Genomic DNA, 15,190 nt, shown 5'->3' with positions numbered 1-15,190 from the left:
AAAAATGAAACAATGCATAAATTGTACACAAGCGTTCGAGGTAACCGATGATGACCGCGCTTTTTATCTGAAAGTCGATGTGCCGGAACCGACTTGGTGTCCGCCATGTCGTGAGATGCGACGTATGGCTTGGTGCAACGAAGGGGTGCTCTACCCCGACACATGCGCAAACTGCAAGAAACAAACCGTAAGTCAGTTCAATCCGAAAAATCCACGTACAAGATACTGTGTACAGTGCTGGTGGTCGGATGCGTACAACCCGACAGACTACGAACAAGATTTTGATTTGAGTCGTCCTTTTTTTGAGCAATTTCACGAACTTGATCTTAGGATTCCGCATCCGACAGTCTCAACGGAAATGGACGAAAATTGCGAATACACTCATCATGCCGGACGAAATAAAAATTGCTATTTTATATTTCATGCGACATACAACGAAGATTGCATGTACGGATACGGAGTAAAAAAAGATAAAAACTGCATTGACATACACAACGCATTCGAATCGGAACTTTGCTATGAATGCATAGACGTTGAAAATTGCTACGATCTCGGATGGTCGCAAGATTGTTTCAACAGTGCAAGCTCAAGATTTTTGCGCGACTGTATAGGTTGCACGGATTGTTTTATGTGCGTTGGACTGCGCAATAAAAAATTCTGCTTCCTGAATGAACAAATGACACAAGAAGAATATACGAAAAAAATTACAACAATAAATACGAGTTCAAAAATTCAAGTACAAAAACTTTGGGAACGATACATGGAGCTCTTAAAAGATTTCGGATTCAAAGCGTTGCAAAATACCATGATCGAGAACTCATCGGGAGACCATCTCATCAAGGCGAAAAATTCTTTCTACTGTTTTGATTGCAACAACATCGAAGATTCAAAATTCGTAAGCCAAGTACAACTTGGCACACGTCATTGTTACGATTTGTATCAATTCGGCAATAACGCCGAACTTTGCTATGAAGGGGCCATGATTGGATCGGATGTTTACAAAATACTCTTCGGTATTCTTTGCATTGGTATGACGTCAGACGTGCAATACTGTATCAACACATACAATAACAGCTCAAATTGTTTCGGGTGTATCGGACTCAAAAAAAATAAATTTTGCATATTAAACAAACAATATTCGGAGAAAGAATATTTTGAACTTTTACCGAAAATAATTGAAAAAATGAAAACCGATGGTTCATATGGAGAATTTTTCCCAATCAATATGAGTCATACCGCATACAATGAAACTATGGCGCAACTTTGGTACCCTATGACAAAAGAACAAGTTTTAGAAAAAGGTTGGAAGTGGGAAGATGAACTTCCGGGCACGTTCGGCAAAGAAACCATCACGGAAATTCCCGATGATATCAATTACACTTCTGATGACATAGTGAAAGAAATACTCGCTTGCTCACATTGCAAAAAAAACTTCAAAATCACACCGAAAGAATTGAAATTTTACAAACAAAATAATTATCCGCTTCCAAGCTACTGCTTCAACTGTCGAAGATGTGCGCGCATGCAAATGCGTAATCCAAGAAAGTTTTGGCAACGCCCTTGTGAGAAATGCACAATACAAACATGGACAACCTACCCTCCCGATTCATGGCAAAAAATCTTTTGCGAAACGTGCTACAAAAAAGAAGTTTACTGAGGCTTTTTAATTTCCGGTTGTTTGATGTATAATCAGAGACGAAAATAAAAACAAACATTATGGGATTTCTGGAAAGAATTAAAGAATTGGCAAAGCTTCATCCGGCGAAAATAATTTTCCCGGAGGGTATTGATGTACGCATACTTACTGCAGTTGGGAAAATAATTGAGGAAGGAACGGCGAAGCCGTTCCTACTTGGAGATATTGAGGAATTAAAAAAAATCGCGAAACTGGAAAATATCAATGTCCCTTGGGAAAAAGTTCCAGTAATAGATCCAACTGATTCTGACTATATAGATAGATACACAGAATTACTTATCGCACTTCGCGCAGACAAAGGTATGACTCCAAAAAAAGCACGCGAACAACTAAAAAATCCATGCTACTTCGCAACAATGATGCTCTACCACGAAGAAGTAGACGCAATGATTGCAGGCGCAACCTGGTCCACTGCAGACACTATAAAGCCGGCTTTTGAAATAATAAAAAGCAAAGAAGAATTTCATAGAATCTCTAGCTTCTTTTTTATGGTTCAAGAGAAAAAAGATAATGATCCTAGTAATGATGTTTTTCTTTTTGCAGATAGCGCAATAAATATAGACCCAACTGCGGAGGAGCTCGCTGAAATAGCTATAGATACAGCTGAAACTGCAAAAAGATTTAATATAGAACCGAAGGTTGCGATGCTTTCATTTTCAACTAACGGCTCAGGGGGAGATCACCCTTCTGTAGAAAAAATACAGAAAGCAGTCGAGATCGCACAAAAGAAAAGACCTGACTTAATCATAGAAGGAGAAATGCAAGTTGATAGCGCTCTTATACCGGAGGTTTGCGAACAAAAATTTCCAAACTCAAAAATTCAAGGTAGAGCAAATGTACTTATATTCCCGGATTTAAATTCAGGGAATATCTCATATAAATTAGTTCAAAGACTTGGGAAGTACAAAGCGCTCGGCCCAATCACGCAAGGCCTTGCCCGCCCGGTAAACGACCTATCGCGTGGATGCTCAGTCGACGACATCATCAACATGGCGGCAATATCTTCTATAGAAGTAATGGCATCGGAATACATTTAAAAAAAATAATATGGCAAAGGTAAATCACATCCTCGTTCTCAATTGCGGCTCCTCGAGCATTAAAATAATTGTATTTGAAAAACAAAAAAACGCATACAAAGAAGTATATACGCTGTACATTGAACGAATAAAAAACCATACTCGAAGCTTAAAAAAATTCTTCAAACAATTCAAAAAGTCTCATGCCGAAATTTTTGAAAACATAGACAAGATGGGACACCGCGTCGTCCACGGCGGAGAAAAATACACAAAACCTTTGAAGGTAACTGACAAAGTTTTAAAAGAACTTGAGAGGTTAACTCCACTCGCTCCACTTCACAATCCAGCCAACATCGCGGGTATCAAAGCATCTCAAAAACTTTTGCCACACATCACAAATTATGCGGTATTTGATACGGCATATTATTCGACACTTCCGGAGAAAGCATATCTCTATGCCCTACCCTATGAACTTTATAAGAAACATGGAATCAGAAGATATGGTTTTCATGGGACATCTCATCAGTACGTAACTGAAGAAGCTCAAAGATTTTTAAAAAAGAAAAATCAAAAAATAATATCTTGTCACCTGGGGAACGGTGCGTCGGTTACTGCAAGTATAGACGGCAAAGCGATAGACACTTCGATGGGCTTCACACCGCTTGAAGGGATCCCAATGGGCACACGATGCGGTGACATTGATCCGGCAATAATTTTTTATTTGGCAAAAAACACGAAAGGCGTTTTCACAAAAACTAAATTAGAAAAAATTCACTCTATGCTCGAACATGAATCAGGGCTCAAAGGAGTATCCGGAATTTCAAAAGATATGCGAGACCTACGAGATGCATTTTTCAAAACCAAAGGAAAAAAACATACAGACGCAAAAAGGGCACTCGATCTATATTGTTATAGAATCGCAAAGTATATCGGCGGCTACGCCGCCTCCATGAACGGCCTCGACACAATCATCTTCACTGCCACCATAGGAGAAAAAGCAAACTATATCCGCAAATGGGTATGTGAATATTTGGACGATGTGGGTGTAAAATTAGATACACGAAAAAACAACGCCTGCACAAATCCAAAAGACACAAAACAAATCAGCGACAAAAAATCCAAAGTAAAAGTTTTAGTAATTCCTACCAACGAGGCATTGCAAATTGCAAAACAAGCTTAGGATTGTTATAATTTTCCACGACAAAAACAAAATTTAATACAATTAGCATGGCAAACACAGACAAAAAGGCGCTAGCTTGGATGGGGAAATATCTCCGGTACGTAGACTATATTGCGGCGGGAGCTCTTTATTTAAGAGAGAATCATTTTCTTCGCAGAGAAATGACGGTTGAGAATTTGAAGCCAAGAATACTGGGACACTGGGGAACCGTGCCCGGGCTGAATTTTATTTATGCGAATATGAATTACTTAATCTGCAAACATAAGTGCAACATGATGTTTGTCACAGGGCCCGGGCACGGAGCTCCTGCAACACATGCGAGCTTGATTGCAGAAGGAACTATGGAGGAGTTCTACCCATGCTACACACGAGATGAAGTCGGAACCGGTAAACTCATGCATGATTTCTCATGGCCACACAGCCCTTTTCCAAGCCATATAACTCCAACAGTACCAGGGTCTCTACTGGAAGGTGGAGAACTCGGATATTCATTGTCGACAGCATTCGGAGCGGCACTTGATAATCCGGATCTTATCGTAGCCGTCGCCGTAGGCGACGGCGAATCAGAGTCAGGCCCACTTTCTGCAGCTTGGAATAGTAACAAATTCCTAAATCCAAAAACGAGTGGAGCAGTCCTCCCAATCGTCCACATAAACGGATTTAAAATTTCAAATCCTACTATTTATTCAACAATGTCCGACAAAGAACTTACAAATTTATTTACAGGCCTCGGATATGAACCGATAATTGTAGATGGTAATCCAAGTACATTACCGAAAAAAATGATAGCCGGATGCGAAAAAGCATATCAACTTATTCGCAAGACTCAAACCGCAGCTAGAAAATCAAAGAAACCACTACTAAAACCAAAATGGCCTGTAATCTTACTTCGCTCCCCAAAGGGATGGGGCGGCGTGCAGAGCTTTCATGGCCACGCAATCGAAGGATCATTTCATGCACATGGAATACCATTCGGACACCCACAAACCAACAAGGATGAATTTAATGTTGTAAAAAAATGGCTAGAAAAATACAAAATAAATGAACTCGTAGACGGAGAAGGTCGTCCAAAAAAAGAAGTTTTGGAATTTGTACCAAAGGGTAAGTACAGAATGGGTATGAATCCACATGCGGTTGGTGGTAATTTTTTCGAAAAATTAAAAGTTCCAAATTTAAAAAAGCTTGAAACTAAAATCAAAAAAAGAGGTGAAGGAAGAGCAAGCTCTATGATACAAGCAGGGAAATATTTCAGCGAACTTATCAAGAAAAATCCAAAAAATTTCAGAATGTTCTGCCCTGATGAATTAGAATCAAACTTACTTGGAGGTGTATTCGAAGCAACGGAACGTGGCTATGTATGGCCAATTCCAAAAAACGCAGAACACGTCGCATATGATGGAAGAGTCTTTGAAATGCTTTCAGAGCACACTCTCGAAGGATGGATGCAAGGTTACACCCTATCAGGTAGGCATGGGGTTTTCGTAACATATGAGGCATTTGCAATTATCATTGCAAGTATGGTCGATCAACATGCGAAATTTTTAAAACAAAGCTTCCATGTGCCTTGGAGAAAACCCGTACCAACGATGACATATATTCTTTCAAGTTTAAGTTGGAGACAAGATCACAATGGATATTCTCATCAGAACCCTAGCTTCGTAAGTAATGTTCTTTTGAAACATCCTGAATTTTGTCAGGTATATTATCCACCGGATGCGAACTCTATGCTGGTAGCTCTGGAAGAAATAGCCGGACAAAATGATTCAATAGCTGTAATAGTTGCAGGTAAACGCCTTGAAGAACAGTGGCTCTCACTTGATGAAGCACGCAAGCAGGCAAAAGAAGGAATTGGAATTTGGGAATTTGTCGGTGGCAGGGAGGGTACAAAAAAACCTGATGTAGTGATGGCTTCAGCGGGAGATTATATAACAAAAGAAGCCATTATGGCTGTTGAAATTGCACGAGAATTTATACCTGAAATCAAAATTCGCTATGTGAATGTTTCAGAATTAACCGGAATGTGTCTTGGGGATCGCTGCCCTATAAACAAAAAAGAATTAACTGAGAAAAAAATAAATTCATACTTCACAGAAGATAAACCTGTCGTATTCGCATACCACGGATATGCAAATGACATCGAACAAATTCTATGGCCGTATGAAAGTTCAAAACGATTCACACTACATGGTTACTCTGAATTTGGCTCAACGACAACTCCATTTGACCTTAAGGTATCAAACAAAGTTGATTGCTATGACCTCGCTATAGACCTAATCAAACAAGCAGCTAAGACAAATAAAGCTGTTGCGAAAAAAGCTGACAAAGTCTGTAAAGAGATCTATGGAAAAATCAGAGAACACCAGAAATATATATACGAACATGGTGAAGATCCGCAGGATATACAAGACATGTAGTTACTATATATCTAATTGATATATCTTTGAATCCGTAAGTACGTATATTTTGTGCGTATCTTTATCAACGTACATATCTTTGAGTACACCGATACTATTATCAAAATGATACTGGTGAGAATAAACCAAATTACCGGTTTTCAAATCTTTGTTATATGCAAGAACTCGGAGCTGAGATGGCTCAAGGATATAAACTTGATTGAACTCAAATTCTGTAAATATTTTTGTTGGTTTTTCCATAGGGACTTGTGGCTGTCTCACTACATAAAATTCCTCATCAACTTCTCCAGCATAATACTTAACAATCTCACCATTGCTCTTGAGTACATAAACCGCTCCATCTATAGCAAAATCCACAGCATTTGTAATGTCTCCCTCTGTCGAATAAAGTTCAGCACCTGTATAACCATCATTACTCCTGCGATATTTCCAAATACTATTCTCAGCAGGATCAAGCATATACAGTCGTGCACCGTAAGCTTCTATAGCGGTTGATGATTTCCAAGCCGGATCGCGAGTATCCATAAACTTAACAAAATTATCAGCGAACTCTATAACTTTATGAGATTTTGTAAGAAATGCTAAGGCGTCTTGATCAGCAAAATAAACACCGTCTATAATTTGTTCATTTGCATCAACCGTCATAGGTGCTTGGACTTTATCAAGCATAACCTTGTGTACTGTGTCATATTCATATGCATAAAGATCTTCACCAAAAGGTAATAATCCAAGGGCAAGCACCGAATCTTTGAGTTCAGTCAAATCAGCAAGAACCAATGGGCTCTCGACACGTACTATATTATCCAATTGATCACGTGCAGCCTTGACCTCTTCAAGCAAAGTAAGTGCCTTAGAGCGGAACTCTCCGGAATCAAGCACAGTATGAACATTTTGCTCTGCCCTAGCTATAAGGTTTGCTGCTTTTTCTTTATCAAAAGTACCACGTGTCGCAGCTTCATCCAAATCTTGCTGTACATTTGTCAGAATTTCTTCGAACTCAGAAAGCCTTTGACGATTAATCGCATTTGCTCTGACGAAATACAAACTTCCAAGCAATACAACTATGATCACTACGAGCAAAACAAGAATCTTATCCTTACCAAAACTACTCAAATCCGTAAGGTTTTTCAAATCAATAAGCGGCGTATGCCCCTGTGTGCGTGTTTTGACATGCATATTCTCAGCACTTTTTTCTATCTCATTTTTCCCTCGTTTCTTACCTATACGAGACAATGTTCCTTTCACACCTTTTAACATATTAACCAGGTTTTCAGCCTTACCTTGAGTAGTCGGAATACTATCACTCATTTGACCGACAGAAAGCGAAGCTTCAGATTTTTGATGAATTATATTAAGAGCAAGAACATTTACTTGATGATCAACCTCCATTTCAACTGACTCACGAAGATCGGCAAAACAACTAGCTAGCGAAGCATCTCTCGTAAACAACTTAGCCATATCATTTTTTGGAAGATATCGAAGTAGACGAGTAGTTGAAAAAATAACAGTATCATAATCCTCAAGCTGCCCACTCGCGACATTAACAAATAAACTTTCTCGATCCTTATCATTGTCAGTAAGCCCTTCGGAAATAGTACTAACATGCCTCTTACGTATTAAATATGCTTCGGCATACCCACTCTGTGTCATATAAAGAGTATCTCCTTGGATTACCCCAATCACTGCATTCAAATCTGAGAAAAACTTAACTTGTTTCTTTTCACGCCATTCAAGAGCAAGCTTATTTACTTCATTCAAAGTTTGTTCAAATCGCTCATGTGGATCAATTGTAAAATCTTTGAAATAATGATGCCTCACAACTTCAAAAAGCTCCTGCGCAAACTCCTCTCCATCAATTTCAGAGTTCACTATAGAGAAATTAATGTAGAGCTCACCGGTATGACTTGGGTCACTATCTGCCCAAGAATAAAAGAAATTAGTAGAAAAACCGTTTAACGGTTCCTTACCAAAAATTATAAAGTCGCTATTCACTGTAAGTGGCATTGAAGAGGGCCTTTAAAGATGTATTATATTACTAACCTAAATCCTACAATGTTGAACTAAGTATTTCAATAGATTTCGAAAATAAATGCGAAAAACTTTACTAATCGATAATTACGACTCCTTCACTTACAATTTGTACCAATTTTTAGGTGAATTAGGCGGGAATCCAATAGTATTTCGTAATAACGAGATAACTTTAGAAGATATAAAAAATCTAGAACCGACTCATATTGTGATATCTCCCGGGCCGGGAACTGTTGAAAACGAAGAAGACTTCGGGATTTGTAAACAATTACTTGCCGAAATGGGAAATGGAAACCCAAAACTACAAGTACCACTACTCGGAGTATGTTTGGGACATCAGGGGATCATAAAACACTTCGGAGGCAAGATAAAAAAAGCTCCTCAAATAATTCATGGAAAAAGAAGCACCATAAAGCTACGTGGTACAAGTAAGCTATTTTCACAAATACCGAGAGAGTTTGATGGAATGAGATATCACTCACTTATAGGGGCAAACCCTGGAAAAAAACTGCTTGTTACAGCTGTCCTCGATCACAACACATCAAATACAACAACCTCTCCGAAGGATGAAATAATCATGGCCGTTGAGCATAAAGAATTACCTATATTTGGGATCCAGTTTCATCCGGAATCTATCGGCACACCATTTGGCAAACGTATACTGCAGAATTTCCTTGACTACCTCAGTAGCGCGAGGTAGAATCTGCCCACCTTTTGGAAGAGAGTCGCTTTCTGGTGGTAATACGGAATCAAAAATCACTTTTAATGTAATAATTTAAGATGTTATCAAAGACAAAAAACAGGAGAAGAAAAAGAAGGCACGGATTCCTTAGTCGTATGGAGACAAAAGGTGGTCGTCAAACGCTTGCCCGACGCAGAAACAGAGGTCGAGTAGTGTTAACCGTATCTTAGAGTTTATGCTCAAAAGACAACTTAGATTAACAAAAAAGGACAACATCTTAAAAATAATAAAAGATGGGAATCGAGTTGCTGGAAAGTTTTTTCTGTGCAAGTTCCTGGAAAACAAACTCGAACATTGTAGATTTGCGATAATAGTAAGTAAAAAAGTTGAAAAAAAGGCTGTAAAACGAAATAAGTGTCGAAGAAGGATATACGAGGCAATAAGAAATAATGTAAATAATATAGGGTCAAATAAGTCATATGACATCGTGATCCTTACAAATCAAAGCTGCTTAAACGCTTCATTTTCTGAAATAGAGCAGGAAATCAAAAAAATAAACATATGAAGAAAGATTTCAAACGTTTCATATTCACCTGGATAATCCTATTCCTTGCAGTAGAGTTAATCATGAGCTTTTTTGGCATCGGCAAAAAAGCAGAAGAAAAAGCACCGGAACAAATACTCACAGGTGGAATAATTTTGGAAACAAATAAAACCGACTTCCCTTTTGGGAAAAATATTATTGTAAGTATCAAAAACCTAAAAGAAAAAACCTTAGAAATTACTGAGGGAAAATGCGAATTACCTTTTGACGTATTCCACTACAACACAACCGGAACGTGGGAAATGCTCGACGCAACAAAGAAAGGCTGCACCGAAGAAGATATTCAACCTATAGTGTTAGAACCGGGGCAAGAGACAAAATACTCTTTATTACCATGGAATTACGAACTATTCACAGACCTCGGTAGATACAAAATCGTACTAAATTCAGATAAAGAATATTCATCACCTGAGTTCGTAATCAATAAAAAAGGATTCCTAAAAAGGGCATGGGAGTTCACATTTCATAAACCTATATATAACGCCCTTATATTTCTAACCGATATAAACCCATATAAAAGTTTTGGGCTCGGTATTATTCTACTTACATTCGTGATAAGGTTGATACTACTTGTACCTTCACAGAAAGCGCTCAGATCACAAAAAAGAATGCAGGAGATACAACCGAAGATTCAAGAAATTCAAAAGAAGTACAAAGGTAACCAAGAAAGAATTTCTATGGAAACTATGGCTCTATGGAAAACTGCAAAAGTGAACCCACTGGGAAGCTGCTTACCGATCCTCTTACAATTCCCTGTACTTATAGGTCTATATTATGCCGTCAGAGAAGTTGCGTTAGGAGGTTCACCGTATAGCTTATATGAATTCCAATCTAATTTCGATTTTGCAAGTATAGATACAATGTTCCTCGGAATACTCGACCTGGCAAACAAAAATTTAATCGCATTGCCTATTATCATTGGGCTACTGCAATTTGCACAAATGAGGCTGACATTCAGTATGAAAAAAACGCCTGCAAGTACAACACCAAAAAAAGAAGGTATGCCCGATATGCAATCAATGAACAAAACTATGTCATACACTATGCCACTTATGATCGCCTTCTTTACCGCCAGCCTCCCTGCGGGAGTCGGGCTCTACTGGGGTACTTCAACATTATTTGCTATAGGGCAGTCATTGGTAGTAAACAGAGAGAAGCCGGAGGGAAGTTCAAAGAATTCAAGTGAAGTAACTGTACGCATTATTGAAAAAACTGAAGAAGAAGAAAGGGAGGAGACAAAGAAAAAATATTTACCTAAAGGTAAAAAGAAATAAAATCTCAAGCAAAGTCTATTCCCAAACATACGTCGATAATAAAGTCTATAATGGGACTACTGGGATATATGGAACTTATATCTAAAGACACTCTAATTCCAAGCATACGTCGATAATAGAGCTTTCATGGATATATACAGCTGAATATTACAAACACTCTTCAAATTTATACATACTAACTAATTGCACGACTGATGGAAACAATAATAAAGAATTTACTGGACGAACTACTTATAAAGATGGGAATAGACTTTATGAGTATAAGAGTGGTCGAGGAAGAGTCTAATGAGTACTATGTAAACATAGACAGTGAAGAGGCAAAAGACCTAATAGGACGGCATGGAGCAACGCTGCAAGCATTACAAACCCTACTCCTAACAATACTTAAGAGAAAAGGAGAAATGGGCCTAAATATAGTTCTTGATGTTGATGGATACAGGAAGCAACAAATAGAAGATGTTAAAGCTTTGGCGGATAGAAAAGTAAATTTCTTACGCAACTCAAAAAAACCTCAAGCGTTAGCGCCGATGTCACCTTTTTTTAGAAGAGTTGTACACACTTATCTAAATTCAGAACAATTTTCAGATGTAACTACCGAAAGTACCGGTAACGGCGAACGACGAAAAGTCGTTCTAAAGTTAAGAGAAGCTTAAAAAAAACTCATGAAATCGAATAAAATAATTAGGCTACTAACCATACTATTAAGTATAATTCTATCAATAAGTATATACACATCCACTGTATACGCTGTACTTTTTACTGATATTGATGAAAATCACCCATATTTACCGGCTATCAGATACTTAAAGCAAAATGGTGTGATCAATGGTTACCCGGATGGGTCTTTTCGACCGAAGAGGGAGGTTAACAGAGCGGAAGCACTTAAGTTTTTGACACTCAGTGAAGAGATACTGGGGCAAGGCGTCGCATCACAGGACGCTGAAATACGTTTTATGGAAGACTTGGATTCTGAGGCGGCGGAAGATTTTGATCTCACTGATGTGCCTGATGACTCATGGTATTACAAATACGTTATGCAAGCATTTAAAGAAGATATAATAAATGGCTACAGCGATAGAACCTTCAGACCAAGTAATACTGTAAATTTGGCAGAGGCCATAAAAATGTTGCTTGAAACAAATCGAGTCGAAACCGGGGCAGCGGAAGAAATCACCAAGGATCCGTTTAAAGATGCATACAAAGATGAATGGTATGCTCCATATTTGCAGTATGCAAAAGACAAATACGTATTAATTGCCGATATGGATCTTAAAGTTCGACCGGAAAAAAACATCACAAGACAAGAAATGGCGAATTTAATTTATAGATTCTATAACTTGGAAGAATCTCAAATATACGGACGAGCCAGTTATTATGCAGATTATTTTGATGGAAAAAACACAGCTTCAGGAGAAGTATTCAAACAAGATGAATTCACCGGGGCGCATCTTACATTGCCATTTGGAAGCCTAGTAAAAGTGGTTAATTTGGAAACTGAAAAATCAGTAGTAATACGTATAACGGACAGAGGTCCATACGATAAAAGGTTTGTACTGGACCTGTCTAAAGCGGCATTTGAAACAATAAGTCCTATCTCACGCGGAGTGATACAAGTATATTACGAAATTATATACACACCTTAAAGCAACTAATTTTCTTTGAAAACTGAAATTTATGGTATATCATGCACGAAAGAATCAAACACATAGAGAAAACTACTATATGACAATTGATTTAGAAAGAATCAAAAATAAAAAGAAGGTAACACGCAAAAAAACCCTAACTTCTGAAGTTAAATCAGGGTATAAAATGCTCATAGCAACGGTTATCATACTTAACCTTGTGATAGGAGCTGCTTATTTTATGATAAATGGACAAAAAACAGTACTAGGATACCAACTCAATGAGCTTCAACTTACAAATAAACAACTTAAAAACGAATCTAAAAGAATTGAGAGTAATATAGTAAATGCAACCGCCTTCAAAGAAATAGAAAAAAACGCACAAATGCGCCAAATGGTTAATATAAGCGATGTTAACTACAGCATAGGTTCAACAAGGACAGCAAAAAACTACTAAAAAATGGTAGCCCGTAGGAGAATCGAACTCCTGTTTCCAGGATGAGAACCTGATGTCCTAACCACTAGACGAACGGGCCATATTTTTGAGTTACCATTTCTTAAATTACAGAATGGTAGCCCGTAGGAGAATCGAACTCCTGTTACCAGGATGAAAACCTGACGTCCTAACCACTAGACGAACGGGCCACTATGTAAATAAGAACTTGCTTACAGGATACAAACCCCTTAGAAAGCTTGAGAATTATATATGCAGAATGCTTGAAGTCAACGCTTTTTACTGAACAGTATCTTCTTCCGCCTGCGGATTTAGCATTGGATCAATAATCGCTTGGAATGTAGCAAATGGCATAGCCCCAACTATTTTTTCACCATTGATAAGGAAACCTGGCGTACCGGTCATACCGGCCCTAGCTCCTTCAGCTTGGTCTGCGTCTATCAATGCATTGAACTCAGTACTTTCAAGACAAACAGCGAATTTCTTTTCATTTAATTTAAGCGCCTTTGCCATAGCTTTAAATACAGATTTCGGATCCAAGGATGAAGCCCAAGCCTCATGATTTAGAAAAAGCACATCATGCATACCCCAGTAATTCCCCTGTGCTCCGGCACAACGAGCGGCAATAGCGGCAGGTTTAGCATTTTGATGAGAACCAAGTGGAAAATCTTTATATTCAATTCGTACTTTACCGGTCTTGATGTATGCCTCCTCTATAGATGGCAAAGTATTAGCAAAAAATCTCTGACAGTAAGGACATTGAAAATCACTAAATTCTTTGATCACAACCGGGGCGTCCGCTTCACCATATCCTTCACTACCATTTACTCCACCACTCCTCTCTCCAAGTACAAAATCCACATCAGGCGTCCCATCACCAGTAAATGAACTGAAAAAATTACCTCCTACAAATCCAAGCACAAGCACCAGCAAAGCAACCGTAGACATCATCCATGGATCAATTTTCATTTTCTTTCTTTTTGCCATTTTATTTTTATTTTAAATTATAAATATTCGTACGCCATTATGAAGACTTTGGCATCAAGAATCAATCTTAAACGGAAATTAATTTATATCGGCACCGATGGCTTCGCTTATATTCGAGAAGCCGTCACGTATTAAGAGCTTTGCTAAGCCTTCATTGATCTCTCCTATAACTTGTGGGCCTTCAAAAATCATACCGGTGATAAGTTGAACAAGTGTCGCACCAAGGCGAATCTTGCGATAAGCATCTTCTGCGGTGAAGATACCGCCGAGCCCTATAAGCACATATGGATTACAATCTTTGTGCTTAACTTTTGTCGCAATGTACTTGAGCATATTATCGGCGAGCGGCTCCAAATATTTACCAGAGAGCCCACCGTGCTCTGCAACCAGAAATCTTTCACTTGGATCAAAATCTTCATCAACTTTTTTCTTCCGAAGATTTGAAATAATAATTCCATCAACTTTGTGTTTATCACAAACAGCAAGCAAGCTGTCTATTTCCAAATTTGTAAGTTCTGGAGAGATTTTTAGAAATATCAATTGAGACAATGGCTGTAATTTATCCAACCCAAACAATAAAGCCTCCAAATCTTCCGGCTTATGAAATGGCTGTCCACCAAAAGCATTTGGACAAGATATATTTATAGTAAATGCACTCGCCATATCAGAAAAAATCTTCACGCTCTCGCAATAATCCTCAACCGCGATCTTCACTTCAGCGGTTTCTTTGCAATTTGTCTTAGCCACATTTACAAAAAGAGGAATCTTAAATTCTCCGCCAGAACTCAAAATATTTTTCAAATCATCATGAATGACAGAAGCACCCTTATTTTTTAAACCATAATTCACCCAAAGGCTCCTCGTCTTCGGGAATCTTTTGAGCCGTGGCTTCGGATTCCCATCATAAGGTTTCGCCGTTATCGACCCAATCTCATGAAATCCAAATCCTAAACTTGGTATGATTTGAGTAAGCCGTGCATTTTTATCAAACCCTCCGGCGATGCCGACAGGGTTCGCGAAGCGAACGCTGCACACTTCTTGCTCCAAACTCTCACCTCTATAAACAAAGTTCTGCTCAAAAAAATCCTTCGCTAATTTAAACCGACCGAGCTTCGATCCGAGCCACATAAAATGATCATGCACTTTTTCCGGATCGAATTTAAACAAAATCGGCTTACATACATGCCTATAAAAAAATGAAAAAAATCTGCGCATAAAGTAAAAACTTGAAAT

The 15,190-nt window shown here is 38.4% G+C and carries 14 protein-coding genes and 2 tRNA genes; 11 read left to right on the top strand and 5 right to left on the bottom strand.

All coding sequences use genetic code 11. The features are described 5' to 3' along the window. Positions 1-4: 4 nt before the first annotated feature. The 4 genes from Q8P68_06085 to Q8P68_06070 are packed head-to-tail and all read left to right on the top strand — an operon-like array spanning position 5 to position 6,306. On the top strand, positions 5-1,657 hold the full coding sequence (locus tag Q8P68_06085) for a hypothetical protein (protein MDP4008731.1): 1,653 nt from the start codon (positions 5-7) through the stop codon (positions 1,655-1,657). A 59-nt stretch (positions 1,658-1,716) separates the two neighbouring features. After that, positions 1,717-2,733: a phosphate acetyltransferase gene (pta, locus tag Q8P68_06080; protein ID MDP4008730.1), complete on the top strand. Its 1,017-nt coding sequence runs from the start codon at positions 1,717-1,719 to the stop codon at positions 2,731-2,733. A 10-nt stretch (positions 2,734-2,743) separates the two neighbouring features. Continuing rightward, on the top strand, positions 2,744-3,892 hold the full coding sequence (locus tag Q8P68_06075; GenBank protein ID MDP4008729.1) for an acetate kinase: 1,149 nt from the start codon (positions 2,744-2,746) through the stop codon (positions 3,890-3,892). 47 nt (positions 3,893-3,939) lie between these two features. Further along, positions 3,940-6,306: a phosphoketolase family protein gene (locus Q8P68_06070; GenBank protein ID MDP4008728.1), complete on the top strand. Its 2,367-nt coding sequence runs from the start codon at positions 3,940-3,942 to the stop codon at positions 6,304-6,306. A 3-nt stretch (positions 6,307-6,309) separates the two neighbouring features. Here Q8P68_06070 and Q8P68_06065 read toward each other — a convergent pair whose 3' ends face one another. After that, complete coding sequence (locus Q8P68_06065) at positions 6,310-8,310, bottom strand: hypothetical protein (GenBank protein ID MDP4008727.1); 2,001 nt, start codon at positions 8,308-8,310, stop codon at positions 6,310-6,312. An 85-nt stretch (positions 8,311-8,395) separates the two neighbouring features. Here Q8P68_06065 and Q8P68_06060 point away from each other — a divergent pair, with 85 nt between their 5' ends. The 7 genes from Q8P68_06060 to Q8P68_06030 all read left to right on the top strand — a co-directional run bounded on the left by Q8P68_06060 (position 8,396) and on the right by Q8P68_06030 (position 12,973). Next, a complete protein-coding gene (locus Q8P68_06060; protein MDP4008726.1) occupies positions 8,396-9,034 on the top strand; it encodes an aminodeoxychorismate/anthranilate synthase component II in 639 nt (212 codons plus the stop codon). A gap of 80 nt (positions 9,035-9,114) precedes the next feature. Next, on the top strand, positions 9,115-9,246 hold the full coding sequence (rpmH, locus tag Q8P68_06055; GenBank protein MDP4008725.1) for a 50S ribosomal protein L34: 132 nt from the start codon (positions 9,115-9,117) through the stop codon (positions 9,244-9,246). Between the two features lie 5 nt (positions 9,247-9,251). Continuing rightward, on the top strand, positions 9,252-9,581 hold the full coding sequence (gene rnpA / locus Q8P68_06050; GenBank protein ID MDP4008724.1) for a ribonuclease P protein component: 330 nt from the start codon (positions 9,252-9,254) through the stop codon (positions 9,579-9,581). Then, the gene (locus Q8P68_06045; GenBank protein ID MDP4008723.1) at positions 9,578-10,894 is read left to right on the top strand and encodes a YidC/Oxa1 family membrane protein insertase; all 1,317 of its coding nucleotides are present in this window, start codon (positions 9,578-9,580) and stop codon (positions 10,892-10,894) included. The genes rnpA and Q8P68_06045 overlap by 4 nt, the downstream gene beginning before the upstream one ends. 194 nt (positions 10,895-11,088) lie before the next feature. Next, the gene (locus Q8P68_06040) at positions 11,089-11,547 is read left to right on the top strand and encodes a R3H domain-containing nucleic acid-binding protein (protein ID MDP4008722.1); all 459 of its coding nucleotides are present in this window, start codon (positions 11,089-11,091) and stop codon (positions 11,545-11,547) included. 9 nt (positions 11,548-11,556) lie between these two features. Further along, on the top strand, positions 11,557-12,537 hold the full coding sequence (locus Q8P68_06035) for a septal ring lytic transglycosylase RlpA family protein (protein ID MDP4008721.1): 981 nt from the start codon (positions 11,557-11,559) through the stop codon (positions 12,535-12,537). Between the two features lie 31 nt (positions 12,538-12,568). Beyond that, on the top strand, positions 12,569-12,973 hold the full coding sequence (locus Q8P68_06030; protein MDP4008720.1) for a hypothetical protein: 405 nt from the start codon (positions 12,569-12,571) through the stop codon (positions 12,971-12,973). 4 nt (positions 12,974-12,977) lie between these two features. On the opposite strand, the gene Q8P68_06025 is transcribed toward Q8P68_06030, so the two are convergent. The 4 genes from Q8P68_06025 to Q8P68_06010 all read right to left on the bottom strand — a co-directional run bounded on the left by Q8P68_06025 (position 12,978) and on the right by Q8P68_06010 (position 15,172). Beyond that, positions 12,978-13,052 (bottom strand) — tRNA-Glu (locus tag Q8P68_06025). A gap of 34 nt (positions 13,053-13,086) precedes the next feature. Next, positions 13,087-13,161 (bottom strand) — tRNA-Glu (locus Q8P68_06020). A gap of 88 nt (positions 13,162-13,249) precedes the next feature. Further along, positions 13,250-13,957 (bottom strand): thioredoxin domain-containing protein, encoded by a 708-nt coding sequence (locus Q8P68_06015; GenBank protein MDP4008719.1) that lies wholly within the window; start codon positions 13,955-13,957, stop codon positions 13,250-13,252. Between the two features lie 78 nt (positions 13,958-14,035). After that, entirely contained in the window at positions 14,036-15,172 is a 1,137-nt protein-coding gene (locus Q8P68_06010; GenBank protein MDP4008718.1) for a quinone-dependent dihydroorotate dehydrogenase, read from the bottom strand. Positions 15,173-15,190 lie beyond the last annotated feature (18 nt).

This window comes from Candidatus Peregrinibacteria bacterium (genome assembly GCA_030700255.1).
Lineage (GTDB): Bacteria > Patescibacteriota > Gracilibacteria > UBA1369 > JABINC01 > JABINC01.
Note: the sequence above shows the minus strand (reverse complement) of the source record. Positions and strands in the feature narration are given on the sequence as shown.

Excerpts from the sequence above, each read along its gene's own strand:
- Q8P68_06030 (MDP4008720.1), top strand. The coding sequence starts at position 12,569 with ATGGTATATCATGCACGAAAGAATCAAACACATAGAGAAAACTACTAT.
- Q8P68_06045 (MDP4008723.1), top strand. The coding sequence starts at position 9,578 with ATGAAGAAAGATTTCAAACGTTTCATATTCACCTGGATAATCCTATTC.
- Q8P68_06070 (MDP4008728.1), top strand. The coding sequence starts at position 3,940 with ATGGCAAACACAGACAAAAAGGCGCTAGCTTGGATGGGGAAATATCTC.
- Q8P68_06065 (MDP4008727.1), bottom strand. The coding sequence starts at position 8,310 with ATGCCACTTACAGTGAATAGCGACTTTATAATTTTTGGTAAGGAACCG.
- Q8P68_06015 (MDP4008719.1), bottom strand. The coding sequence starts at position 13,957 with ATGGCAAAAAGAAAGAAAATGAAAATTGATCCATGGATGATGTCTACG.
- Q8P68_06040 (MDP4008722.1), top strand. The coding sequence starts at position 11,089 with ATGGAAACAATAATAAAGAATTTACTGGACGAACTACTTATAAAGATG.
- Q8P68_06035 (MDP4008721.1), top strand. The coding sequence starts at position 11,557 with ATGAAATCGAATAAAATAATTAGGCTACTAACCATACTATTAAGTATA.
- Q8P68_06010 (MDP4008718.1), bottom strand. The coding sequence starts at position 15,172 with ATGCGCAGATTTTTTTCATTTTTTTATAGGCATGTATGTAAGCCGATT.
- Q8P68_06085 (MDP4008731.1), top strand. The coding sequence starts at position 5 with ATGAAACAATGCATAAATTGTACACAAGCGTTCGAGGTAACCGATGAT.
- Q8P68_06060 (MDP4008726.1), top strand. The coding sequence starts at position 8,396 with ATGCGAAAAACTTTACTAATCGATAATTACGACTCCTTCACTTACAAT.
- rnpA (MDP4008724.1), top strand. The coding sequence starts at position 9,252 with ATGCTCAAAAGACAACTTAGATTAACAAAAAAGGACAACATCTTAAAA.
- rpmH (MDP4008725.1), top strand. The coding sequence starts at position 9,115 with ATGTTATCAAAGACAAAAAACAGGAGAAGAAAAAGAAGGCACGGATTC.
- pta (MDP4008730.1), top strand. The coding sequence starts at position 1,717 with ATGGGATTTCTGGAAAGAATTAAAGAATTGGCAAAGCTTCATCCGGCG.
- Q8P68_06075 (MDP4008729.1), top strand. The coding sequence starts at position 2,744 with ATGGCAAAGGTAAATCACATCCTCGTTCTCAATTGCGGCTCCTCGAGC.